The 22081-nt window shown below is 55.4% G+C and carries 21 protein-coding genes; 5 read left to right on the top strand and 16 right to left on the bottom strand.

Features of this window, described 5'->3' with window-relative positions:
* Nucleotides 1–2 precede the first annotated feature (2 nt).
* The 8 genes from AABZ39_04255 to AABZ39_04220 form a co-directional block, all read right to left on the bottom strand.
* Nucleotides 3–1010 (bottom strand): hypothetical protein, encoded by a 1008-nt coding sequence (locus AABZ39_04255; protein ID MEK6793964.1) that lies wholly within the window; start codon nt 1008–1010, stop codon nt 3–5.
* Nucleotides 1011–1025: 15 nt separating this feature from the next.
* Complete coding sequence (locus tag AABZ39_04250) at nt 1026–2486, bottom strand: hypothetical protein (protein MEK6793963.1); 1461 nt, start codon at nt 2484–2486, stop codon at nt 1026–1028.
* Nucleotides 2487–2500: 14 nt separating this feature from the next.
* The gene (locus tag AABZ39_04245; protein ID MEK6793962.1) at nt 2501–3553 is read right to left on the bottom strand and encodes a hypothetical protein; all 1053 of its coding nucleotides are present in this window, start codon (nt 3551–3553) and stop codon (nt 2501–2503) included.
* Between the two features lie 18 nt (nt 3554–3571).
* On the bottom strand, nt 3572–4327 hold the full coding sequence (locus AABZ39_04240; GenBank protein ID MEK6793961.1) for an SDR family oxidoreductase: 756 nt from the start codon (nt 4325–4327) through the stop codon (nt 3572–3574).
* Nucleotides 4327–5517: an enolase C-terminal domain-like protein gene (locus AABZ39_04235; protein MEK6793960.1), complete on the bottom strand. Its 1191-nt coding sequence runs from the start codon at nt 5515–5517 to the stop codon at nt 4327–4329. Before AABZ39_04235 ends, AABZ39_04240 begins: the two co-directional genes overlap by 1 nt.
* A 99-nt stretch (nt 5518–5616) precedes the next feature.
* Nucleotides 5617–6114 (bottom strand): hypothetical protein, encoded by a 498-nt coding sequence (locus tag AABZ39_04230; GenBank protein ID MEK6793959.1) that lies wholly within the window; start codon nt 6112–6114, stop codon nt 5617–5619.
* Nucleotides 6115–6154: 40 nt separating this feature from the next.
* Nucleotides 6155–6850, bottom strand: a complete 696-nt coding sequence (locus AABZ39_04225) for an RraA family protein (protein ID MEK6793958.1) — start codon at nt 6848–6850, stop codon at nt 6155–6157.
* A 61-nt stretch (nt 6851–6911) separates the two neighbouring features.
* Nucleotides 6912–7991 carry a uroporphyrinogen decarboxylase family protein gene (locus tag AABZ39_04220; protein ID MEK6793957.1) on the bottom strand — a complete coding sequence of 360 codons (1080 nt, stop codon included), beginning with the start codon at nt 7989–7991 and terminating at the stop codon, nt 6912–6914.
* 123 nt (nt 7992–8114) lie between these two features.
* Between AABZ39_04220 and AABZ39_04215 the strand changes: the two genes are divergently transcribed.
* Together AABZ39_04215 and AABZ39_04210 are read left to right on the top strand one after the other, a co-directional pair.
* Nucleotides 8115–8915 (top strand): AraC family transcriptional regulator, encoded by an 801-nt coding sequence (locus AABZ39_04215; protein MEK6793956.1) that lies wholly within the window; start codon nt 8115–8117, stop codon nt 8913–8915.
* Nucleotides 8905–9816, top strand: coding sequence for a hypothetical protein (locus AABZ39_04210; protein MEK6793955.1), 912 nt, complete (start codon nt 8905–8907; stop codon nt 9814–9816). Before AABZ39_04215 ends, AABZ39_04210 begins: the two co-directional genes overlap by 11 nt.
* Nucleotides 9817–9947: 131 nt before the next feature.
* Here AABZ39_04210 and AABZ39_04205 read toward each other — a convergent pair whose 3' ends face one another.
* The gene (locus AABZ39_04205; GenBank protein MEK6793954.1) at nt 9948–10535 is read right to left on the bottom strand and encodes a hypothetical protein; all 588 of its coding nucleotides are present in this window, start codon (nt 10533–10535) and stop codon (nt 9948–9950) included.
* 412 nt (nt 10536–10947) lie between these two features.
* Between AABZ39_04205 and AABZ39_04200 the strand changes: the two genes are divergently transcribed.
* Nucleotides 10948–12459 carry a 2-isopropylmalate synthase gene (locus AABZ39_04200; protein MEK6793953.1) on the top strand — a complete coding sequence of 504 codons (1512 nt, stop codon included), beginning with the start codon at nt 10948–10950 and terminating at the stop codon, nt 12457–12459.
* Nucleotides 12460–12463: 4 nt separating this feature from the next.
* On the top strand, nt 12464–13087 hold the full coding sequence (locus AABZ39_04195; GenBank protein MEK6793952.1) for a hypothetical protein: 624 nt from the start codon (nt 12464–12466) through the stop codon (nt 13085–13087).
* A gap of 489 nt (nt 13088–13576) precedes the next feature.
* Here the strand turns inward: AABZ39_04195 and AABZ39_04190 are convergent, their stop codons facing one another.
* The 4 genes from AABZ39_04190 to AABZ39_04175 form a co-directional block, all read right to left on the bottom strand.
* A complete protein-coding gene (locus tag AABZ39_04190; GenBank protein MEK6793951.1) occupies nt 13577–13951 on the bottom strand; it encodes a VOC family protein in 375 nt (124 codons plus the stop codon).
* A gap of 18 nt (nt 13952–13969) precedes the next feature.
* Complete coding sequence (locus AABZ39_04185) at nt 13970–15409, bottom strand: 2-isopropylmalate synthase (protein ID MEK6793950.1); 1440 nt, start codon at nt 15407–15409, stop codon at nt 13970–13972.
* A 258-nt stretch (nt 15410–15667) separates the two neighbouring features.
* On the bottom strand, nt 15668–16612 hold the full coding sequence (locus AABZ39_04180; protein ID MEK6793949.1) for a GDP-L-fucose synthase: 945 nt from the start codon (nt 16610–16612) through the stop codon (nt 15668–15670).
* Nucleotides 16613–16615: 3 nt separating this feature from the next.
* The gene (locus AABZ39_04175) at nt 16616–17479 is read right to left on the bottom strand and encodes a prohibitin family protein (GenBank protein ID MEK6793948.1); all 864 of its coding nucleotides are present in this window, start codon (nt 17477–17479) and stop codon (nt 16616–16618) included.
* Between the two features lie 120 nt (nt 17480–17599).
* Here AABZ39_04175 and AABZ39_04170 point away from each other — a divergent pair, with 120 nt between their 5' ends.
* Nucleotides 17600–17941, top strand: coding sequence for an STAS domain-containing protein (locus AABZ39_04170; protein MEK6793947.1), 342 nt, complete (start codon nt 17600–17602; stop codon nt 17939–17941).
* A gap of 37 nt (nt 17942–17978) precedes the next feature.
* Here AABZ39_04170 and scpB read toward each other — a convergent pair whose 3' ends face one another.
* Genes scpB through AABZ39_04155 form a run of 3 tightly spaced genes read right to left on the bottom strand, consistent with a single transcriptional unit; the run spans nt 17979 to nt 22024 of the window.
* Nucleotides 17979–18653 carry an SMC-Scp complex subunit ScpB gene (gene scpB, locus AABZ39_04165; GenBank protein MEK6793946.1) on the bottom strand — a complete coding sequence of 225 codons (675 nt, stop codon included), beginning with the start codon at nt 18651–18653 and terminating at the stop codon, nt 17979–17981.
* Nucleotides 18650–19435, bottom strand: coding sequence for a segregation/condensation protein A (locus AABZ39_04160; GenBank protein ID MEK6793945.1), 786 nt, complete (start codon nt 19433–19435; stop codon nt 18650–18652). Before AABZ39_04160 ends, scpB begins: the two co-directional genes overlap by 4 nt.
* Before the next feature lie 3 nt (nt 19436–19438).
* Entirely contained in the window at nt 19439–22024 is a 2586-nt protein-coding gene (locus AABZ39_04155) for an efflux RND transporter permease subunit (protein MEK6793944.1), read from the bottom strand.
* Nucleotides 22025–22081 lie beyond the last annotated feature (57 nt).

Here is a 22081-nt window from a genome sequence, read left to right as displayed (position 1 = left end):
CCCTATTTTTTCCCATACCATTTCTTCATGACTTCTGCGGCCGGTTTCCCGTCGATGGTGAATCCTTTATCGCCGCGAGGATCATCGCGGAACCACGGCCTGTCGTTCTGCTCGTCCCATTTCCACCAGTACATGCCCATCCACCACGGCTCGTTCCAGAACGTATCGAGTACCGCTTCGAGGAAACGCGCCTGCTCTTCGCCGTCGTATCCGCCCTCGGTCTTCCAATACGCCGGACGCATCGTGGCACCTGCGGTGGAACAGCAGCCGCATTCGGCGAAATAGAACGGCTTGCCGTACCATGATGCGACCTGACGGAAATGATCGAGCGATGGCTTCAGATGCGCACGCATTTCATCGAGCGTTGCACCGGGTTTGTCGGCCACGCCCGTATAGAAGCTCGTGCCGAGTGAATCGAGATCGTAGAACCAATGGTCCTTGTTCTTGAGTTCATCGGGGAATTTCACCACGCTCGTATGGCCGCTCGTGATATGTCCTTTGTACACGCTCCGTGCCGCAGCAACGACGTTCTTCCAATACTGGTTCTGGCCGACGGTATGATCGAGCTCGCTGTCAAGCCCGTATGCCTCACAGCCGGCGCGCGACGCGACCGAAGCATAATGAAGCGTACGCTCGGTCATGCTTGCGAACCACTGGCTCCAATGCGTAATGGGCTTGCCGGGGATTATCGTCTCCTCTCGCGGGAAACGTATCGCAAGTCGCTGCGTCCCGTCCCAGCATTCGAGCATGGGGCGAAGCTGCACCTTCATTCCTTTTTTGTGTATGTAGTCGATGATATCGCGCAGCTCGTCATCCGCGGGCGTCATCTTGAAATCGCGATATTGCCTCGTGCTTGCGAACGTATCCTGCAGTACGATAGCGACAACGCATACCCAGCCGATATTGAGCGCTGCCATCCTGTCCACATCCTCACGCGCCTTCGCGGAGGAATAATATCCGTTGCGGGCATAATACCCGAATGTCATACCGCGATGTTTTTCGACAGCCATTTCCATCCCCCGGACCTATTCAATCCGTTCTGCGGCGCGCACGACGATGAACCCGCCGGCCGGAACGCTCATCGATGCAGGAGCGCTTTCCCATGCCGGCATGCGGAGCATATCGTTCGTTATCGATCTGTTCGCGTCATACCAATCCGAGCTGAAACGCAGTATCGACCCTGCGTTCATGCCGCGTATCGTGACAGCGCTGTCGGCTGCCGAGCGATTATAGATGAGCGCCGTCGTCATACCGTCATCGCGCGTGGCGATAATGCCGATCGACGGATGCGTGCTCTCCGCAGCGACACGCTTCCTTCCGAGGAGCGATGTACACGCCCAGAACGTGAAATAGTTCGGACGCGCCTCTGTGTTCCAGTAATCCATGAGCCCGAATGGATTGGAAATCAGGTCGAAATAATGCACCTGCGAGATGCCCGCTCGCTGCAGATGATCGAAGAGATAGATGAGCCATGCGACCGAGCCCCATCCCGCATTGTTCGATATCGCCGTGGCCTGGTCCTTCGCGGTGGCATAGCGCCAATCGCGATTGAGCTCGCTCAGTATCAATTCCATTTTCGGTCCGTAGATATCCCTGAGGATATTCGCCGTCCGCATGACGACGCTCGGCGCCGTTGCATACACATGCCAGTCGATGAAATCGAACGGCGTCTGTTTTTCTTTCAGGTATCGTGATGAGCTGTCGAAGGAAAGTTTCTTTCCGTCAGGCTGTTCCCAGGTCGCATAGCCGGTGACCGGCCCGCCGACCATCACGCCCGGCACCGCTTTCTGTATCGCTGCTTTTGCGAGATGCACAAGCTCGACATAGTCATCGATGGGATATTTCACGTTCTCCGGCTCATTATCAACGGTGACATAGCGTACCGGGAATCTCTTTTCCACCGCGAGATGCCGTACGATATCGGCCATGTACTCGGCGTATTCATCGAATCGTTCGCGCGGCGGACGCACGAGCCGCTCGGAGCCCGACGAATACAGCCATGGCGGCGCGCCGAAACCGAGCGCAACGTACGGTTTTGCCCCGCAGTCGACGATACCCTGCACATGGTCATCGATCTGTTTCCAGTTATATTCGCCCTTCTTCGATGAGAGCACGAAATCCTCGCGCTTCCCCTTGCCGTCGACCTTGCTCCAGAGCGTGAGTTTCTGTGTGAAAATACGTATCACATCCGGCTTAAGGCGCTTCACGAGTTCGCGGTTACGGAACGCAAAATGCGCGGGGCATATCGTCTGATTGACAGCATAGAATTCGGGCGGTATCGTGAGGAGCGGCTTCTCCGCATGCACGGTCAATGCAACAGGGGCATCGGGTACCGCGACCGTATCGTTCGCCGTCGCCGCCGGGTCGTAGAACACAAGGTCCTGTGCGGATAACACGGATGCGAATGCCGCGGCCGCAGCAATAAATCCTCTTGCCGTTCGAGCACTTCGACTTCGCTCAGTGCCCGGCATTATCGGCATTATCATATCGTCATCCCGATTCATCGTCTATCTGTCCGCGTATACCAGCGCTTAAGCGTCTCAGCCGCCGGTTTCCCGTCAACGATGAACCCCATATCTCCCCTCGTATCGGTTCGATAGTGCGCGCGAAGCTGCTGCTCATCCCATTTCCAGACAAAGAGGCCCTGCCACCACGACTCGTCCCAGAACGAACCGAGCACGGCATCGAAAAATTTCGCCTGTTCCTCGCCGTCGTACACTCCGGGCAGGCGCCAGTCAGCGGGGTTCCCGCAGGCACCGGCGCGTGAGCGGCAGCCGCATTCACCGAACACGAGGGGTTTGCCGACCTTCTCCGCGAGCGCGCGCATTTCGCTCACACGCTTAGCGAGATTCTTCGTCATTTCCGCAACGCTTTCCGGCGAGCGATCGCTCCTGTCGAGCATTTTCGTCCCCGTCCCCGGGAGATGCGATGTATCCCCGAGGCACGGATAAAAGCTCACCTGCACATTATCCAATTGATCGAACCATTTCGGAGCGCCTTTATCGAGCGCCCAAAGCGTCGTATCATAGCTCAGCGCCCCTTTGTACACTTCGCGTACCGCATCGACGACCGGTGACCAGTAACTGTTTAGTTTTTCCACTCCGTCAAGTTCACAGCCGAGACAGAACATTTCGCAGCCAAGCTCGGTGCCGAGCCTCCCGAAATGCGTGAGCGAGTGTGTGAGCGATTCGAACCAAGACCCTCGGTAATCGGTCTTTCGCCCCTCGATAAGACCCGGGGCTTCGGGCATGATGATGGAGCCGCGCCATGCGCCGTCAAGACATTCTATCATCGGTTTCAGCATGACCTTTATCTTGCGCTTTTGGAATTCCCGGACAATGCCCTCAAGCTCGCGGTCGTCGGGAGAATATTCGTAATCCTGATACATACGCGTATCGAACACGGTCTTCTGAATTACGGTGATATTAAGCGCCACCCAGTCTATTCCCAGATCGGCCATTTTTGCCGGCTGTGCCAGCCCTTCCCTGCTCCTGAAATAATCCCGTTTCGCGAGAAATCCGAAACTCATTCCGCGCATCACTGCGTTGCTCATCGAAAACTCCTTATGATATCAATAACCGCGCATGAGCGTAAGCCCGCCGTCGACGGCGAGCACGCTGCCGGTGGCATACGTCGCATTGTCCGATGCGAGATAGAACACCGCGTCGGCGATCTCCTTCGCTGTCCCGAACCGCTTCATCGCGATGCCATTGTTGACATGTGCGAGGCGCTTCTTGTCCTTCGTGACAGCCCCTGTCATCGGCGTATCGATAGCGCCGGGCGCCACCGCGTTCACGCGAATGCCTTTCGCTGCGAGCTCGAGCGCCGCGTTCTTCACGAGATTGAGCTCGGCCGCCTTCGATGCACCGTAATGAGAACGCATCATCCCCGGATGATATCCATCAACGGACGCCACGAACACGATTGCCGCGCCTTTTTTCATTATTTTCGCCGCTTCCTGTGCGCATATGAACGGCGCATAGAAATTCACCTTCATAACGCGGTCGAGTTCGTCATACGGTATATCGAGAAAACCGTTCTTGGGGCAATAGCCCGCGTTGTTGACGAGCACATCGAGACGCCCCTTTTTTACCTGTGCGAAGAGCGATGCGATATCCTCGCGCTTGCCGAGATCGGCATACACGGCGATATTCCCGCGCGAGAACTTATTGAGTTTCGCCACAAGCCGTTTCGCACCCTGAGGATCGCTCCGATAGTGAGCCAGCACACGAGCACCGGCTTTCGCAAAGACGAGCGCGGTCGCCTCGCCGATGCCGCCGGTAGCGCCGGTAACGAGCACCGTTTTTCCGGTCATCTCTTTTGCCATTACATGCCCCCGATGACAGGACGCCAGTCGGGGTTTCGGTCGTCGCGATGGAATCGTGCATAGTAGTCGCCCATCTTCTCGTAATATTTCCCGTAATGCTTCATCTTGTCCTCATCGAGTTTCACGCCGAGGCCCGGCCCCTTGGGCACGTCGATGCAGCCGTCCTTGTACTGGAACTTTCCGCCCTCGATTATGTCATCCTCGAGATAATGATAATGCGCATCACCCGCATAATGCATCGCCGGTATCGTGCTCGCGGTGTGTATCATTGCGGCGAGTTCTATGCCGAACTCCGCTCCCGAATGCATTGCCACGCCGAGATTGAACGTCATGCATATCGCCTCGAGCTTTTTCACGCCCATCGGACCTTCCCAATAGTGAAGGTCTGTGAGTATGATATCGATAGTGTTCATCTTTATCGCAGGGCCGAGATCGTCGAACTTATTGGGGTACATGTTCGTCGCAAGGCATATCGATGTGCGTTCGCGCACCGCCTGCATCCCGGTAAGCCCCCAGCAGGGATCCTCGAGATATTCAAGGTCGAGTTCTTCGAGCTGCTTCGCCATGCGCACCGCCGTTTCGCGGCTCCACACGCCGTTGGGATCGATGCGAAGACCGAAATCATCACCGAGGAGTTTTCTGCATTCGCGCATCGCTTGAAGCTCCACTTTCGGCTCCATGACGCCGGCCTTAAGCTTCATCGACTGAAAACCGTATTGTTTCGATAATTCCTGCGTGTGCCGAGCGATGTCCATGGCGGTCGTATCGTCGCCGCCGCCCGGGCGGTCATAGCGCCAGAAAAGGTATGCGATGAACGGCACTTTATCCCGTATCCTGCCGCCGAGAAGGTCCGACATCGGACGGTTGAGTATCTTGCCTTGAATGTCGAGACAGGCGATCTCTATCGCCGCGTAGATGCGTGAATTGGAAAGATAGTATATCGAGCGGAGAGCGCGGAGCTTTATCTCCTCGAGATGGAACGGATCAAGACCGATGACGCGATGCTTTATCTTGTCTATCGCGCCGCGCTGATCGCCGCCGCCCACTTCGCCGAGACCGACGATACCCTCATCGGTGAACACTTCCACGATAGTGCGGAGGAAATACCCCGGATGCACACCGGTGTTGTGACGCAGCTTCGCATTGAGGGGTATCGCCACGACGCGTGATTTGATGTCCGTGATCTTCATACTGAAGCTCCTTGCCTTGATCGTATTTCGTTACTGCGCTTCAACATCTGCCCCGCAATGTGCAGGGGTGCCATTGCATTGAGACCGTGTATACACCGCTTATTCGTTCGGGACGACAACACAGCAATGCGGCACACCGAACGAGCTGCCATCAGACCCATCATGCGCCGGGACAATGACCTTTTCGCCGGCGGCTATTTTCTTCGTATATATCGAATCCTTAAAGTCCATCGTTTTGTCATAATAGAATGTCGCGTTCAAGACCGTCTTCTTCCATTCGGCGGGCACATTCGGCTTACCGCGCTCCATGACGAAAAGATATACGACTGCTTCCTTCGTGACCGTGAATTGGAACCCCTGTCCCGCGGCCTGCCTGTCCCCTCGGGATACGATGACAAGCGTTTTCCCCGCAAGCGACGATGGCACGTCCTTGAATTTCAATGGAACGTCGGCAATGCGCCGTCCCTCCTTTTCCAGAACACTGACAACGACATTCGTATCGGTCAGCCCGGATACAAGCGATTGCGCCGACACGAACGATGCGAACACGAATACCAGTGCTGCCGTATTGAACATCCGCAAGACGATCTTTTCCATAGTCTCCTCCATAAAAAGTAGTGGGGGAAAGCCCCCTGCTCTATAGTTTACCGAGCTTTTTATAAATATCCAGCGGAGAGAGCGTCGGATCGCGATAGAGCGTACGCGATTCGCTTTCCTTGGCGAATTCATGCTCGCACTGCTCGAGCACATTTTTGGTGATCTCGCGGGGTATGACGATGACGCCGTCCATGTCGGCGAAGATATAATCCCACGGGCGCACGGTCACGCCTGTCGTCAGTGCGCCGCGCATGACGATATCGACAAGCACGCGGGTGACGACGCATCTGCCGAGCGCCTCAACGGGGTTGCGATAGCGGCAGAAAACGGGAAAATCCATTTCCTTGATAAAGCGCGAATCCCGCGAACCGCCGTCGACCACGGCCCCGACACAGCCCTTTGCACGAATAATGTTCGCATTAAGTTCGCCGAAATGCGCCGCCTGTTCGTCATGCGAGCAGTCGCGAATCTCCACCATGCCCGGATGCATATGATCGAGCATGGTCAGTCGATATTCACGGAGTTTGGTGTCAACATCAGGGCGGCTTTCCATTTTGACCGTGTACGCCGGCCCGGCAAGCACCCACTTGTCATCGAGGGGTTTGATGTCATTTGCAAGCGCCTGATTGGGGATCTTCATCTCATCGAGCACATCGTAAATAAGCCCGGAATACAGTTTGGAATATCGGTTCCGGAGGTCCGTCACGGGAATACCGTAATCGAATGGTTCGTACATGATTTCCTCTTGTTTTATATGGTAAACACTTGTTTATAATATAATACAAGACCAAGGGAAGTCAAGCGGCTGCGGTACGGAATAGCGTACGAACATTATCGATCGGGACCTCAGGTCCTATGGAAGACGATGAATTGATCAGCCAGCCCCCGCCGCGCTCCTCGGCGAGTTTCCTGCAGCGCATGACGTCGGCGCGAACATCGTCGGGACTGCCGAACGGCAATGTCGTAACGCTTGAAACACTCCCCACGATGATAGGCTTGCGGCCGCTTTGTGTCGTCATCTGCGACAGGACGCTAATGTCGACCTTGGTATCTATCGTTTCCTGCAGTCCCTGAAATCCGTCGATACCGGCATCGAGGAGATACTGAGCTATCGGCATGATATTCCCATCGGAATGCCAGATGATAGTAACGCCGGCATCCTTGAGCGGTTGAAGCGAGCGCTTCACGTATCGGATATAGATATCGTTCATGATATCCGGGCGAATATACGGCCCCTTGTTGTCGCAGGCATCCTGTCCGAGCCACATCACGCGCGGAAGATCATGTTCGATAATAGCCCGCGCTATCCCCACATTGCGCTGGTACGCGATCTCACCCGACCATTCGAAGAACCGTTTCATATCCTCCGGATACAATGCCAGCGCCATGTAATAATTCTCGGCGCCGAAACGCGGTTCGTTCTGGAACTGACATACGGAAGAAAATGTATTGGGTATCCAGAGCATGTCGCCTGCCTGTGACTGCCCTTCTTCATACAGCGTCAGATACTCCCGGTACGCTGCGTCTACATCGACCGAACGACGCGCCTCAGATGGTGCCGGAAGCGTATGAATGAAGGCAACAACATCCTCGGGAGTGGCATGTTTTTCCTGCCGGACTATCTCATGCTGTGCGCCTGACTTTGACGATCTGTCAGGCAGTATGAGCCCGATCACAACATCAGCACCGACATTCCGAAATGCCCTGAAAGCAATGCTGCGCTTATCTTCCCAGAAGGCATCAACGGTAACGCCTGCCGACTCTGCTATGAACGACGGATGACGCACGAAACCACCGACCACCGGCGGACGGTCGATGGGCTTAAAATCAAGCGCCAACAGGGTGCGTTCCCTGCCGGTGAGTACATACTTTCTCATGAGCCGCCTCCCGAACTATTGCATGCGATAATACTACACACGGGGGCGGATGTGCGGATGTCGGCGTGTTGCATACTGTTGTCAAATAGTTGCAAAAAATGCGCTGTCTGATAAATTCACCTAATGGACATCGAAGCTGTCATTGCAGGCGCATCGTATACGGTCAAACATCCTCTCCATCACGTGTGCGAAACGACATGGCAGGTGAACGATCTCAAGCTCCCCGATTACGACCTCTGGTATGTGCATCGCGGCCGCGGCACGATACGAATCGATACGGCGACGTATCCGGTACATGCGAATACGCTCTATGTTTTCTCGCCCGGAGAAACGGTCAGTATACGGCAGGTACTGCCGCACAACATCACGGTCACGCTCTGCCATTTCATGCCGACGGGCGATAATGGCGTATTTACCGGGCGTCTTGTCATACCGCACCAGGTGCATATACGCGAAGGCGCTGTTCGGCGTTCATTCGCAGATGTCGTACAGAACGGCGAAAGTGCAATAGCGCGAACCACATTCGTGCTCGGGGTGTTATCCTATATAGTGGAACGCGGAAAGATAACCGTTAAAAAATCGACGCCGTCAGGAAATGAGCGGTACGGGAAATTAAGCGCGATGAAAACATACATCGGATCACATCTGGAAAGCCGCATCGGCCTTACCGATCTCGCGGGCATCATCGGCATGGACCGCACGAGCGTCATTCGTATCTTCACCGAGCATCTGCATACGACGCCGCATCGGTATATCATGCAGCGCCGCATGGAGGCTGCAAAACAGCTCCTGTCCGAGGGGTGTCCGGTACACGCCGCCGCGCGTCGCACGGGATTCTCGGACAGCGCTTCATTCGTAAAGGCGTTCAGATCGCTCTGCCATACGACGCCCGGAAGTTTTCGGGAGAAGATCGATGTGGTGTGACATATCCATTCGGCAGCAGTATACGGTACGGATGAAATACATCATCGCGCTTCTCGCCGCGGCAACAGCATTCCCATCGGCACTGTGCCCGCTTGTCGTATCGAATTGCAGTACTCGATATCCCATCATCCTCGTACACGGCGTTTCCGCGCGCGACGATGACGCCGCCGTCGCATACTGGGGGCGCATACCCGGACGATTGCGCACCGAGGGAGCGCTGGTGTTTTTCAGCGGGCAGGATGCCTGGCGATCGCATGCCGGCAATGCCATGATCATTAAGCGCTCGATATCCTCCGCGATGCAAGCTGCCGGTACCGCAAAGGTGAATCTCATTGCCATGTCGAAGGGCGGTATCGAATCGCGCTACGCCATCACGCATCTCGGTATGGCGCCGTATGTTGCGAGCCTCACCACGATAGCGACACCGCATTGCGGGTCGAGCGTTGCCGACTTTGCGCTCGAGCAGTACCGGACATTCGGCACGGCCGCCGCGCTGACATTCTCTCTCGCAGGGGCGTTGAGCGGCGACAAGGATCCCGACGTCCGCGAGGCAGCCGTTGAGCTTTCAATACCGTACATGAAGGAATTCAACAGGACCTGCCCCGATTCGCCGCTCGTCTACTATCAAAGTCATGCGTTCGTGATGAAACGCCCGGAATGCAATCTCCTCCTCGCTTTCCAGCATGCGATCATTCTCGCACGCGAAGGGGCGAATGACGGGCTCGTATCGACCGCATCGGCGCAATGGGGGACGTTCCGCGGCATCATTGAAGGAGAATTGAACGGGACAGGCGTATCGCACTTCCATGCGCATGACGGATTCCGCAATAACGTATCGGGATTCGACACGCCGGCGTTCTATGTATCTGTAGTCAGGGAGCTGAAAGTGCACGGTTTTTAGCCGGAAGGCTATCGCTGGAGATCATCGCGAAAATACCATCCGATAGAAATACAGTTGACGCCATTCGATGAATGGATGCAGATATGAATGAGAACAAGGGGTCATGACCCCTTGTTTAGCGGGCTGTCTGCTTACGACTTCTTCGTCTTGAACTGCGCAAGCGCGTCGAGCACCGCTTTATTATCACCGTCGTGCGCGGCTTTCTGCGCGGAAGCGATGCGCCCGTTGAGCACGGAAAGCATGTCGTTAAACTTAAGCGAAAGATCCTGCAATTCATCGTTCTTGCGCAGATTGATGGTGCCTGCAAGATCGCCATCCGACAACGATTCAAAAGCGCGTTCGAACCGATATGCCGGTCCCGCGAATCGATGGGAGATGAACAGGAACGAGACGACGACAACGATGAACGAGAATATCACATTAAGCGCGAATATCTTGATGATATCGACATACATATTGTCCTTGGTGACATCGAGGAATTTCGTGGCTTTTGCCATATGCTTGACGCGGTTTATCGCCGATGCGCCCTCGCCGCCGTCGATATTCTCTATTTTGTCCTTACCCATGGAAACACCCTGGCTTAAGCGGGAATAGACGACATAATAGATGGAAAGCGAGAGTATTGATGTAAGCACGAATACCGTGATGAACACATTGAGCATGATACGCATCTGCATCTTGCGGTTGATGAGATATTTGGTACGCTTGAACTTTGCCATAGCGATTCTCCCCGCATCCGGCATATCACCGGCGCACGGCAATATTAGTATGGAGAATACAATAAGTCAAGGCGTTTTCCGCGGGCAGACGGCGGCGAATTCCGCTATTGACATACGCTGCCGGATTTGTTATACTAGGTATGCAGGTTGCAGTTATATCTTCCTCCCTAAACAAGATGTAGCTGCATTATGTCGGTAGTGCAAAAAAGTAAAGCCGTGACCTCCCAGGTTTTAACGTCTTTGCTTTTTTGCCATTTTTTTTGAGGATGAGCGGTATGTACACCGATTTTATAACCATTACCAGCAGTGCCGGCACCACGCATCGGTGGTGTCTCCTCAGCATCCTCCCGTAGGGGAGATATATCCTTTCCACCTCGACAATCAACTATTTTTTACAGGAACAGGAGAAGTTATGCCCAGAAAGATAATCATATTCGATACGACTTTGCGCGACGGCGAGCAGGCACCGGGGGCGTCCATGAACACCGAGCAGAAGCTCGATATCGCCCTCTCGCTCGCAAAAATGAAGGTCGATGTCATCGAAGCGGGGTTCCCCATATCGTCCGCCGTGCAGTTCGAGGCATGCAAGCTCATCGCCAGGGAAGTGCGGGGGCCGGCGATATGCGCGCTCGCGCGTGCGGTAAAAGCAGATATCGACAGCGCCGGTCAGGCACTGAAGAACGCCGCACACGGGCGCATACACACGTTCATCGCCACGAGCGATATCCACATGAAGCATAAGCTCAAGAAGACGCGCGAGGAAGTCATGAAGATCGCCGTCGATTCGATACGGTATGCCGCATCCCTCGTCGATGACGTGGAATTCTCGGCGGAGGACGCCACGCGGACGAACATCGATTTCCTCTGCGAAATAGTCGAGGCCGCCATCGGCGCAGGAGCCACCACGATAAACATCCCCGACACCGTGGGCTACACGATACCCGCTGAGTACATCAGGATAATAAGCGCGATACGCTCGCGCGTGCCGAACATCGCGAAGGCGAAGATATCGGTGCATTGCCATAACGACCTGGGGCTCGCCACCGCCAATTCGCTCGCAGCGATAGAAGCGGGGGCGGACCAGATCGAATGTACCATCAACGGTGTCGGCGAACGCGCGGGGAGCGCCGCTCTCGAGGAAGTCGCCATGGCCATAGCGGTGCGCGGCGAATTGCTCGGCGCGGAGACGAATATCGTCACGAGCGATATCTACCCCATAAGCAAGAAGGTAGCATCCTACACCGGCTTCCTGGTGCAGCCCAACAAAGCGATAATCGGCAAGAATGCCTTCGCCCATGAAAGCGGCATTCATCAGGACGGCATGTTGAAGGCGCGCGAGACCTACGAGATAATGACGCCGGAATCGATAGGACGCGACTCCTCAACGCTCGTCATGGGCCGCCATACGGGACGGCACGGATTTTCGCAGAAGGTAAAGACGCTCGGGTTCAATCTTGATAAAGAGGCGATAGAAGAGCTGTACAACCGCTTTCTCGCTCTGGCCGATAAGAAAAAAGAAGTGTACGACGATGATATCATCGCGCTCATTTCCACGAGCATGAAGATAGACACGGGCGATTACGCGCTTGACTACATGCACGTCGTTTCCGGCAATGTGATACCGACCGCGGCGATACGCCTCATAAAAGCGAACACGCCGTTCGAAGAGGCGGCAAGCGGCGACGGCCCCATCGATGCGCTCTGCAGAGCTGTCGATAAGATAACCGGATTGAAGCCCACGCTCGAGGGCTATGAGCTCCATGCGGTCACCGGCGGCAAGGATGCCATCGGCGAGGTATCGCTTACCATAGTCGACGACGGACAACGGTTCGCCGGGCGCGGTGCGTCCACCGACGTCATCGAGGCGTCGATAAAAGCGTACATCGCCGCGGTGAACAAATGCCTCGCCGCGAAGAAGAAGTAGCGGCATGACAGTATCGCTTCTGCCGATCGGTATCGCGTTCATTGCAGCTCCCATCGTCGGATATTTCGCGTTCGTTATCGGCGAGAAGTACAATCATCCTGCTCGAAAGTTGTTCGCGCTGAATGCCCGCCCCTTTCTCATGCTCTCAGGGGCGGCATTCGGCGTATTTTTATCGATAGCGCTTTTCAACACCCCGATGCTCCTTCTTTCCATTCCGATGGTCACTGTCCTATTGATCGTCATCTATACCGACGCAACGAAGCTCCATGTCCATCCGATACTCTACGCGCTTTTCCCGTATGCGTTCCTCATGCGCTATCTGCTCAGCCACTCAACCACGCCGATGTTCACCGTGAGCGTGTTCGGCCTCGCGTTCGCCTCCGTGCTCTATCTCGGCATCTATTTCGGCTTCAAAGAAAAAATGGGGTTCGGCGATGCGGCTATCGGGATGGCCGCGGGCGCAACGCTCGGACTCGAGCTCCTCGCCATCATCTCAGCCGCTGCGGCGTTCTCCGGCATCATCTGTATCCTCATCCGCAAATATGTGATGAAGAGAGAGAAGCCGCGGCTTGCGTTCGCGGCGCTCCTGTCGGCGGCGTGGTGTGTCGTTTTAGTATTTGTAAAATAATTCTTTTCCCCCATCACAGGAAAGGTATGAACTATACAAACAATACCATATCGGAGAATGCTTTGACCGTTGTGGGGAACGGGCTGAACCTTGCGGGAGATAAATAACCATGATCATGAAGGTGGGGAAAAACAAACCACGAAAATCGCGAAAGACACGAAAAAAGCAAGAGAATTGGAGAGCGGATCTCTCCTCCCATTTCGCGATTTTCGTGTGTTTCGTGGTTTTCCTATCTTGCTTTCTTCCATTAGCACCCGGAAGCATTAATATGATCGGAAGAGCAGAGTCTCGAAGATGAACTGTTGCACAGGAAGTGCTTAGTCGATGCGAGGCATGCGTGCGCCAAAAGGCGCAGCCCGGCGGCAGAGCCGCTATGGGATGGCGATTTGCATCGACAGGACGAGCAGGATTACATCGTCAACAAAATCCGATTGATCCGGGAATCCGGGTACATCCTTTCTTCTCTTAATTACACTACAGCGCAAATATTTATTTAGAACTGTCCGCGAGACCTATCACATTCCCCTCACAGTCCGCCACCCGTGCATACGAACCATTGGGAATAGGCTGCTTGGGCGTTACCACTTTTCCGCCCGCGGCGACCACTTTCTTTATCGTTTCATCGATAGATGCAACGCCGATGACCACGATAGGAGCCTTGGCCTCTTTCTCCCGGGGGAACATCCCGCCGTTGATGGCGCCTTTCTCCGCGACCATATTATCCGGGCCCGTTTCTGCGGCATGCACCATGACGTATGACATCTCCGGAATATCCATGAGCTCCCACCCGAAGATCGAAGCATAGAATTTCGAGGCGCGGTCCTTGTTGTCGAACGGGATCTCGAAGTGAACCACCTTGTCCATATATCCTCCAACCGATCGTTATTTCGTCCTCGGTTTTATCTTCACGAGCTTGTCGGTAACGACCTTTTCATTATAGACCGCCGGCAGATGCTTCTTTACGAGCTCCACGAGCTCATCGTCCGAAATGGCGGTGATACGGCCCTCTTCGTACTCCTTGAGCGTCCAGTCGTACATCTCTTTCACGCCGGGGTCGTCCTTCCTTATCTCTTTTGGTTTGTCGAGATTGAAATACACGTTTATCCACGCGCAGATACCCGCGGTGCCGGACTTGTCGGTTATCATCACTTCGGGCGGACGATTGAGTATCTTCGTCGTGTCGAAGATATTGTATATCTCCTCGTCCTTCAAAAGCCCGTCGGCATGGATGCCGGCACGCGTCGTGTTGAAATCCTTTCCCACAAACGGCATATTGCTGGGGATAATGGTGTTCGTATGCTCTTCCAGGTAATCGCGTATCTTCGTGATGACCGATATGTCCATGCCGTTGTCCGTACCGAAGAGCTGCGCATATTCCACGCACATGCCCTCAAGCGGCGTATTCCCGGTGCGTTCGCCGAAGCCCAGTATCGTTGTATTGACCGCGCTGCAGCCGTACAGCCACGCCGTCGAAGCGTTCACGAGCGCCTTGTAGAAATCATTGTGCCCGTGCCATTCGAGCTGTTCGCCGGGCACGCCCGCGTATTCGCGGAGACCGTATATCGTCCCCTGTACGGAGCGCGGGAGCGATGAACCGGGATAGGTGATGCCGAGACCGAGGGTATCGCAGGCGCGTATCTTGATGGGCACATGTGCATCTCGCGCAAGGGTCATGAGCTCGGTGGCGAACGGGACGACGAAGCCGTAGAAATCCGCGCGCGTTATGTCCTCGAAATGACAGCGCGGGAGAATGCCCGCCGAGAGCGCATCCTTCACGATGCCGAGGTATTGATCGAGCACTTTCCTTCTATCGGTCTTCATCTTCTTGAAGATATGATAATCGGACACCGAGGTGAGAATGCCCGTCTCCTTGATGCCCGCTTTTTTCGCGAGCTCGAAATCGCCCTTCGTTGCGCGCACCCACGATGTTATCTCGGGGAATTTAAAATCGAGCGCCATGCATTTTTCCATCGCTTCGCGGTCGCGATTGCTGTAGAGGAAGAATTCCGTCTGGCGTATCATGCCATTGGGTCCGCCGAGATCATGGAGGAGCTTATAAAGCTCGACGATATCGTTCACCGCATACGGCGGACGCGCCTGCTGGCCGTCGCGGAACGACGTATCGGTTATCCATGCCTCGCGCGCGGTCTGCATCGGCACCATGCGGTCGTTGAAAGGGATGGTCGGTATCGTTGAATACGGGAAAATATTCCTATAGAATTGTCCCTCCGGCTCATCGACCAGATGATACAAGTCGGGGGACGCCTTCAATCGATTCGTCTTTTTGTCCCGGAACAGGGGTTTATCGAGATTGTGTTCCATGCGCAGGGCTCCTTCGTCCTTCGTTCGGCGCGGGATTATAACACAGTTTTCTGTCCCTGTATAGCGCTTCGCTCCCCCGTTAATCACAAAAGGACAAAGAAAACCACAGCTCACCGAGAAAAGCCCGAGAGAACACGAAAGAGAAAATAGAGATCATCCGTTGGGCGAAAACCAATACCCGCTATTTCTCTGTGTTCTCCTGCATCTTCTCTGTGCATCTCTGTGGTCGTATTTTTCTTACATGAGGATCTGGATGCGTTATTGCACCGCACCGGCTTTTTTCAGCGCGCGATATTCCTCAACGGTGCGGCGTATCCCCTCGGCAAGCGTTATCTCAGGCCGGAAGCCGAGCGCGTCCATGCGAGCAGTATCCACGCATTTGCGCGGCATGCCGTCGGGTTTCGATGTGTCCCATTCTATCGCGCCGGCAAAACCGACCGCGGTACGTACCGTCTCGGCGAGCTCGCGGATGCTCACATCCGTTCCCCAGCCGCAGTTGACCGGCACATCGCCGTCATAGTGCTGCATGAGAAAAAGACAGGCGCGCGCCGCGTCATCGACATGCATGAACTCGCGCCGTGCCGTGCCGCTTCCCCATACGGTGACCGAGGCGGCCTTCTCATCGAGGGCATCGACGAACCTCTTCACGAGCGATGAGAGCACATGCGCGGAGGCGAGATCGAAATGATCGCCCGTGCCGTAGAGATTGCAGGGCACTATCGATATGCCGCTCTTCCCGTATTCGCGCCGATAGTATTCGACGAATTTCATCCCGGCAATTTTTGCGAGCGCATAGCCCTCGTTCGTCGGCTCAAGCGGTCCGGTGAGAAGATATTCCTCTTTCATCGGCTGTTCGCATTGGCGCGGGTACACGCACGATGAACTCAGGAAGCAGAGCTTCTTCACGCCGTTCTCGAACGCGGAGCGTATCACATTGTTCTGAATCATGAGATTGTCGTAGAGGAATTCCACCGGCTTCGTGGAATTAGCGAAAATGCCGCCCACCTTGGCCGCCGCGAGGAACACATGGCCGATGCGCTCCGCGGCAAAGAACGCACGCACGGATGCTGTATCGACAAGGTCGAGCTCGCTGCGCGTACGCGTAATTATCGATGTATACCCCTCCGCCGAAAGACGGCGCACGAGCGCCTTCCCCGCCATGCCGGTGTGTCCGGCAACGAATATCCTGTCACGCAGTTCCATCCGTTATTTCGCGAGCTGCACCATAGGCACGGCATTATTGCCCATCATCGTCTGCGGGAGCACGCCGTTCCACTTCTCTATCCACTTGAGATCGACCACCTCGCGTGACGTGCTTATCTTGAGAAGCCGCTGTTTCTCCGCTTCCGCCTGTCCCTCGAGGATGACGCGCTGCTTGTCCTGCTCCGCCTGCTGGCGGCGGTACTCGGCGGTCTTTATCTTCTGTTCTTCGATCTGCTTCTCCTCGACGACCTTGTTGAACTCGGGCGAGAAATCGATGTCCTGTATGTTAACATCCTCGAGTATCATATAATAGTTCGAAAGCTTCGACTTCAGTGTAGCGATGATCTCCTCTTTCAGCTGGTGGCGTTTGACGATTATCTCCTCCACCTTGTACCGTGCGGTGGCCGCCTTCACCCCTTCCTGTATCGCGGGGATAAGGACCTTATGGGCATAATCGCTCCCCACTTTCGAATAGAGGTCCGGGATACGCGATGCCTCGAGGCGATAATTGACAATCGCTTCGACCGTGACCAGCTGCAGGTCCTGGCTCGCGCCCTCGGATTTCTGCTCCTCGCGCCGCGTCTTCACATCGAACACGATGACGCCGGCGAGCGGGTTCTTGAAATGAAGACCGTTCTCCGTATAACGCTGTACGCTGCCGAAGAGCACCTCGACGCCCACCTCGCCCGGCTCGACAACGTACGCCATCGATGCGATGACGAAGATAAGCCCGAGGAACGCGCCGCCGCCGCCGCCGCCGAGCGCGGCAACGCGGTGCGCCGCTTTCCCCGATGATGCCGCGATACGGCCGCCAATGATGATGACGCCGACGCCGGCGAGAATGAAAAGGATGCCGAATACCAACATGGTCTGCCTCCCGAACGTGATGGGGGAACTATACCATAGTTCGGACAATAATGCGATTGCCGTGGCGCACTTGCCCAAAGGGCGTAATTTGATATACTATCCCGCAATTCGGGGTAACCAATGCCTGGCATACCAGAGATAAGCACCTACGAGAACGACATCGCCGTTTTCATTCACGTGTCGGGGGAGATATCCCTCTATCATACCGAAGCGCTCAAAAAGAAGATGCAGCGCATCATTGCGAAGAACGACGAGCGGCTTCTCTTCTGCTTCAATTTCGCCGCGGTGAGCTATATCGATTCCAGCGGTATCGGCCTTATCACCGTTATCGCGAAGGAGCTGCACCGCGATGAAAAACGCCTTGTCATGTGCTGTGTGAACGACGATATACGTTCGCTCTTCGAGCTCGTGCAGCTCACCAAGATAGTGCCGATGTTCGGGTCCGAAGCCGACGTCTGCTGAACATGTCCCCCAACGGGAACACACTCCCCCGCAGGGATCATTCGTCGGCGCGGTTCAGGTCCAATTCCTTGAGCTCTCTCAGCTTGGGCAGGTCCTCGAGCGAACGCAGACCGAAATGGATGAGGAACGCCTCGGTGGTGCCGAACGTCTGCGGCTTATGGAGGATGTCCTTTCTCCCCTTGTACTCGACGAACCCTTCCTGCATGAGGAATGATATCTGTTTGCCGCTGTCCGCCTGACGTATATCGTCTATCTCTGCCTTCGTTATCGGCTGCCGATAGGCGATGATGGCGAGCGTTTGCAGTATCGTGCGCGAAAGTTTCGTTTTCTTCTTCCTGCCGTAGACCTTGGACAATATCGGATAGATGCGCTGCGACGGTATCATCTTCACGCTGTCGCCCACTTCTATTATCTCGATGCCGCTCCCGGACGCCTCGTTGCGCTCGTTGATGGACGCAATGACGGAGCGGATGCGCTCCTTCTCGATGCGCAGTATCCGGTGAAGCTTGTGCAGCGACATGCTCCCTTCGATGAAGATGATCGCTTCGATGACCTTCGCGGCCATGGCGGCGTCGGCAAGCGCTTCCGCGCTGATGACGCCCTCTTCCGCCGCTGCCTCGGCCGCTCCCGGCTGCATGACATCGAGCGCGGTGAGCACATCCTCCGTCTGCGCTGCGATATCCGATTCGGGGTTCTTCTCTTTCTTGCTCATGACGTCTGCTCCGGTGACGGTACTGAAAAGATGTATATCTCTTTGAACTGCTGTTCCTGCCTGACGGCTATCTGCCGGTCGCGGATGAGCTCAAGGATGGCGAGGAAGAATACGATAAGATGCCGCCGCGTCATGCGCTCGGTGATAAGCTCGGCGAAGGGGAAACGTTCGGTCTCGCGCGACTTGATGCGAATGAGCTCGATGGCGTCGGGCAGATTGAAATCGCTCACATCCATCGCGGCAAGGTCGTTCTTGTCGACGAAGAGGAACATGCGCGCGAACGCGGTAACGAGCTCATAGAGCCCCACCTCCTGCCACGCATCCTTGGGGTCATCCGTCCCCTCGGGCGTGAGCGGGAGCACCTTCTGTCTGTCCCTGCGCTCGATGATGGCATCCTCCGCATTCTGGAGCTCATCGAGTGTCTCCGCGGACAGTTTGAATTTCTGATATTCAAGGAGCTGCGCCACGAGCTTCTGCTTGGGGTCTTCCTTGTCCTTGAGATCCTTCCCGTAGTCGAACGGCAGGAGCATCTTCGATTTGATGTAATGCATCTCCGCCGCCATGACGAGGAAATCGCTCGTCACCTCGAGGTCGAGCATGGCGAGCGTGCGGACATAGGCGAGGAACTGTTCGATTATCTCCGTGAGCGATATCTCATAGATGTTCTTCTCCGAACGGCGTATGAGGTCGAGGAGATAGTCGAGCGGGCCTTCGTACTCCTTTATCCGTACGGTGAACCGTTCCGCTGCCGTATCGTTCATGGGTACGTCCTTCGTTTCCATCGGTCATGCCCCCTTCGCGCGCGAACGGTCCGCGTACGCTATCTGTATCATCGCGGGCAAGAGCACCAGTGCGATGATGACGTATGATATCATACCTATGATAATAAGGTAAGCGATGCCGCGCAGCGCACGATAGTTCGCGAGCGCGAGCACGCCGAAGCCGAGCGCATTGGTGAGCGCCCCCACGAACACCGGCATACCGGTGGTCTTTATCGCATGCATGACGCCCAGCGCCGGTTCATCGCGATAGCGGCGTATCATATGGACGGAACTGTCAATGCCGATGCCGATGACGACCGGTATGGTGAGGATGTTGATGTAATTGAGCTTCACGCCGAATACCGTGGCGAGCCCGAAAAAGAGCGCAAGCCCGGAAGTAAGCGCGACGAAAATAACGACCGTATCCTTGAGGCTCCGCTGATTGATATACACCACGATGAGTATGGCGAGTATCGTCAGTGCCAGCACCCACCACCCCTCGCGCTCCACGATGGAGAACATATCGGCGTATACCATATTGAGCCCCGACACCTCGGTCATCGGTCTGCCGTTAAGCGATATGCCCCTCATTTCGCGGGAAAAGTCCTTTATCGCACGGCCGTCCCCGATATGCGATGTTGCATACACGAGCACGAAATAGATGTTCGTGTTCACCGTGCTCCTGAAATTATGCATCACCTCGTCGGGGAGCGTCGCAAGCGATACGCCGGACGCATTGAGCATGCGCCGGTGTTCGGCGATGCTTTTCGCCGCCGCCCCCTTCACCGAGGAGAGCACGTCGTTCGCATACTTGATGTCATCGCGCATACCGGCGAGCACCGCGAGCTTTTCCGGCTGACGGTCGGGGACGAACTGCTTTATCGACTGCACTTTAAGCACATTGCGTATCGCGTTCGTATCCGTATCGGGGAGCTTCATGCGCCGTTCTATCTCACGCTCGATGGCGACCGCCTCGGCGAAACCGTTCGCGAGGAATACCGCGGGGCTTGCCGTGGTATCGGCGAGCTTATTGAGCTTCGCCTCAACGCGCATGGTCTTATTGGAGTCCCCGCGCATCTTGTTGAAATCGAATTCGAAGCCCGGCCAGCGGAAGAACACGAGTGCCGCGATTATGAGCACCGCCATGACGCCGACGACGATACGCGCATACGGGAAGTGATCGTGCGTACGCACATACTCGCGTTCATCCTCGTCGGTAACGGACCTTACTTTAATGGGGCGTATCTTCTCGGCAAGTATGATGAGGATGGGAAGGAGCGTGAATATCGCGAGTATGCTCACGACCATGCCGGTGCCGACAGTGTAGCCGAATTCGGACAATCCCCTGAAGCCGGTAAGTCCGATGGAATAGAACGCCACCGTCGATGTGAACGCCGCGGCGATGACCGCATCGCCCGTCGATTCGAGCGCGCGGTACAGGCTTTCGAACACATCATAGCCGCGGGATTTCTCCTCGCGATAGCGCGAAAGTATATGGATGGCTATCTCTATGCCGAGCCCGCCCAGTATGCTCATGGTAAAGCTCGATATCACGTTGAAATAACCCACGGTGAGCTGAATGAGACCGATGGTCCAGATGATGCCCATACCGAGCGGAAGCGTAACGGCGACCGAGGACGATATGTTCCTGAAAAAAAGCATGAGCACGATGAATATCAATATCCCCGCGAGAAGCCCCGTCTGGTTCAGGTCGTTGAAGAAGAGGTCGTAATCCTCAATGGTGCCGGAATAGAGCCCCCCGAGCCCGACGGTGAAATTGCTCCCGAGGCCGTAGCGCTCCCGGTACACATCGACATCGTTCGTGATGCGCGCAAGGAGCAGCCGGGAATTGTCGATATCGGAAGCGAGCGTCTTCGGCCGTATGAGCATGGCGGTTATCCGCTTGTCATCGCTGTAAAAGTACGGCCGGAACGTACGGTTGGAGCTTCCGCCGTAGCGTGCATCGTATTTCGCGCGGATATCGCTCACATCGAGACGACGCCCCGGTTCGCTTTCCTCATCGAACATGATATAGAGCGGGTTGGACTTCCGTTTCTGGAATTCGATATGGTCCGCGATGCGCCGGCGCACCTCGACGAGGTCTTCCACGTCCATGAACAGATAGCGGTTCTTCGTGAAGAACGAGAGGTCGAGCTTGTGCTGAACGAAACGCACATCGGGATATTCCTTTATCTTTTTCGCAAGGGCGTTCACGAACGCGATCATATTGCTGCTGTAGCGATTCTCGCCGGGGCGGCTCGTGTCGAGATCGACGGCGTTCTTCTCCGGGTCATAGCCCTCGAACGCGAGCACGACAAACCCGAGCCCGCCCATGTCGTTGCGTATCCTGTTGATCATCGCGACGCTCTTCGTGTCTTCCGGGAGAAGGTCGAGGAAGTCGGTCTTCACCTGCATGCGTGAAGCGAAAAAGCCGAGGAAGGCGGTGAGCGCTATGAGCACGATGCCGAGCGGCAGGAACGCTTTCTTGAGAAAATTCACGTACCCCTGAAAGAACGATTCGCGCTTGCGGTGTATGATGAAATTGACGGCAAGGAGGAGGGGTATCATCACGAGGGAGAAGATGAATTGAAAAGAGAGATGCGCGAACATTCTTCAACCTCGTTTTGACAGTGAACAAATTCCCGGAAGGGGCGACATTATCGTATG

It is taken from the genome of Spirochaetota bacterium (assembly GCA_038043445.1).
Classification (GTDB): Bacteria; Spirochaetota; Brachyspiria; order Brachyspirales; family JACRPF01; genus JBBTBY01.
The sequence above is the reverse complement of the archived record's forward strand: the minus strand, read 5'-3'. Positions and strand labels throughout refer to the sequence as shown.

Coding starts and splice junctions, on each gene's coding strand:
- AABZ39_04255 (MEK6793964.1), bottom strand. CDS start 1,010: ATGGCTGTCGAAAAACATCGCGGTATGACATTCGGGTATTATGCCCGC.
- AABZ39_04250 (MEK6793963.1), bottom strand. CDS start 2,486: ATGATAATGCCGATAATGCCGGGCACTGAGCGAAGTCGAAGTGCTCGA.
- AABZ39_04245 (MEK6793962.1), bottom strand. CDS start 3,553: ATGAGCAACGCAGTGATGCGCGGAATGAGTTTCGGATTTCTCGCGAAA.
- AABZ39_04240 (MEK6793961.1), bottom strand. CDS start 4,327: ATGGCAAAAGAGATGACCGGAAAAACGGTGCTCGTTACCGGCGCTACC.
- AABZ39_04235 (MEK6793960.1), bottom strand. CDS start 5,517: ATGAAGATCACGGACATCAAATCACGCGTCGTGGCGATACCCCTCAAT.
- AABZ39_04230 (MEK6793959.1), bottom strand. CDS start 6,114: ATGGAAAAGATCGTCTTGCGGATGTTCAATACGGCAGCACTGGTATTC.
- AABZ39_04225 (MEK6793958.1), bottom strand. CDS start 6,850: ATGTACGAACCATTCGATTACGGTATTCCCGTGACGGACCTCCGGAAC.
- AABZ39_04220 (MEK6793957.1), bottom strand. CDS start 7,991: ATGAGAAAGTATGTACTCACCGGCAGGGAACGCACCCTGTTGGCGCTT.
- AABZ39_04215 (MEK6793956.1), top strand. CDS start 8,115: ATGGACATCGAAGCTGTCATTGCAGGCGCATCGTATACGGTCAAACAT.
- AABZ39_04210 (MEK6793955.1), top strand. CDS start 8,905: ATGTGGTGTGACATATCCATTCGGCAGCAGTATACGGTACGGATGAAA.
- AABZ39_04205 (MEK6793954.1), bottom strand. CDS start 10,535: ATGGCAAAGTTCAAGCGTACCAAATATCTCATCAACCGCAAGATGCAG.
- AABZ39_04200 (MEK6793953.1), top strand. CDS start 10,948: ATGCCCAGAAAGATAATCATATTCGATACGACTTTGCGCGACGGCGAG.
- AABZ39_04195 (MEK6793952.1), top strand. CDS start 12,464: ATGACAGTATCGCTTCTGCCGATCGGTATCGCGTTCATTGCAGCTCCC.
- AABZ39_04190 (MEK6793951.1), bottom strand. CDS start 13,951: ATGGACAAGGTGGTTCACTTCGAGATCCCGTTCGACAACAAGGACCGC.
- AABZ39_04185 (MEK6793950.1), bottom strand. CDS start 15,409: ATGGAACACAATCTCGATAAACCCCTGTTCCGGGACAAAAAGACGAAT.
- AABZ39_04180 (MEK6793949.1), bottom strand. CDS start 16,612: ATGGAACTGCGTGACAGGATATTCGTTGCCGGACACACCGGCATGGCG.
- AABZ39_04175 (MEK6793948.1), bottom strand. CDS start 17,479: ATGTTGGTATTCGGCATCCTTTTCATTCTCGCCGGCGTCGGCGTCATC.
- AABZ39_04170 (MEK6793947.1), top strand. CDS start 17,600: ATGCCTGGCATACCAGAGATAAGCACCTACGAGAACGACATCGCCGTT.
- scpB (MEK6793946.1), bottom strand. CDS start 18,653: ATGAGCAAGAAAGAGAAGAACCCCGAATCGGATATCGCAGCGCAGACG.
- AABZ39_04160 (MEK6793945.1), bottom strand. CDS start 19,435: ATGGAAACGAAGGACGTACCCATGAACGATACGGCAGCGGAACGGTTC.
- AABZ39_04155 (MEK6793944.1), bottom strand. CDS start 22,024: ATGTTCGCGCATCTCTCTTTTCAATTCATCTTCTCCCTCGTGATGATA.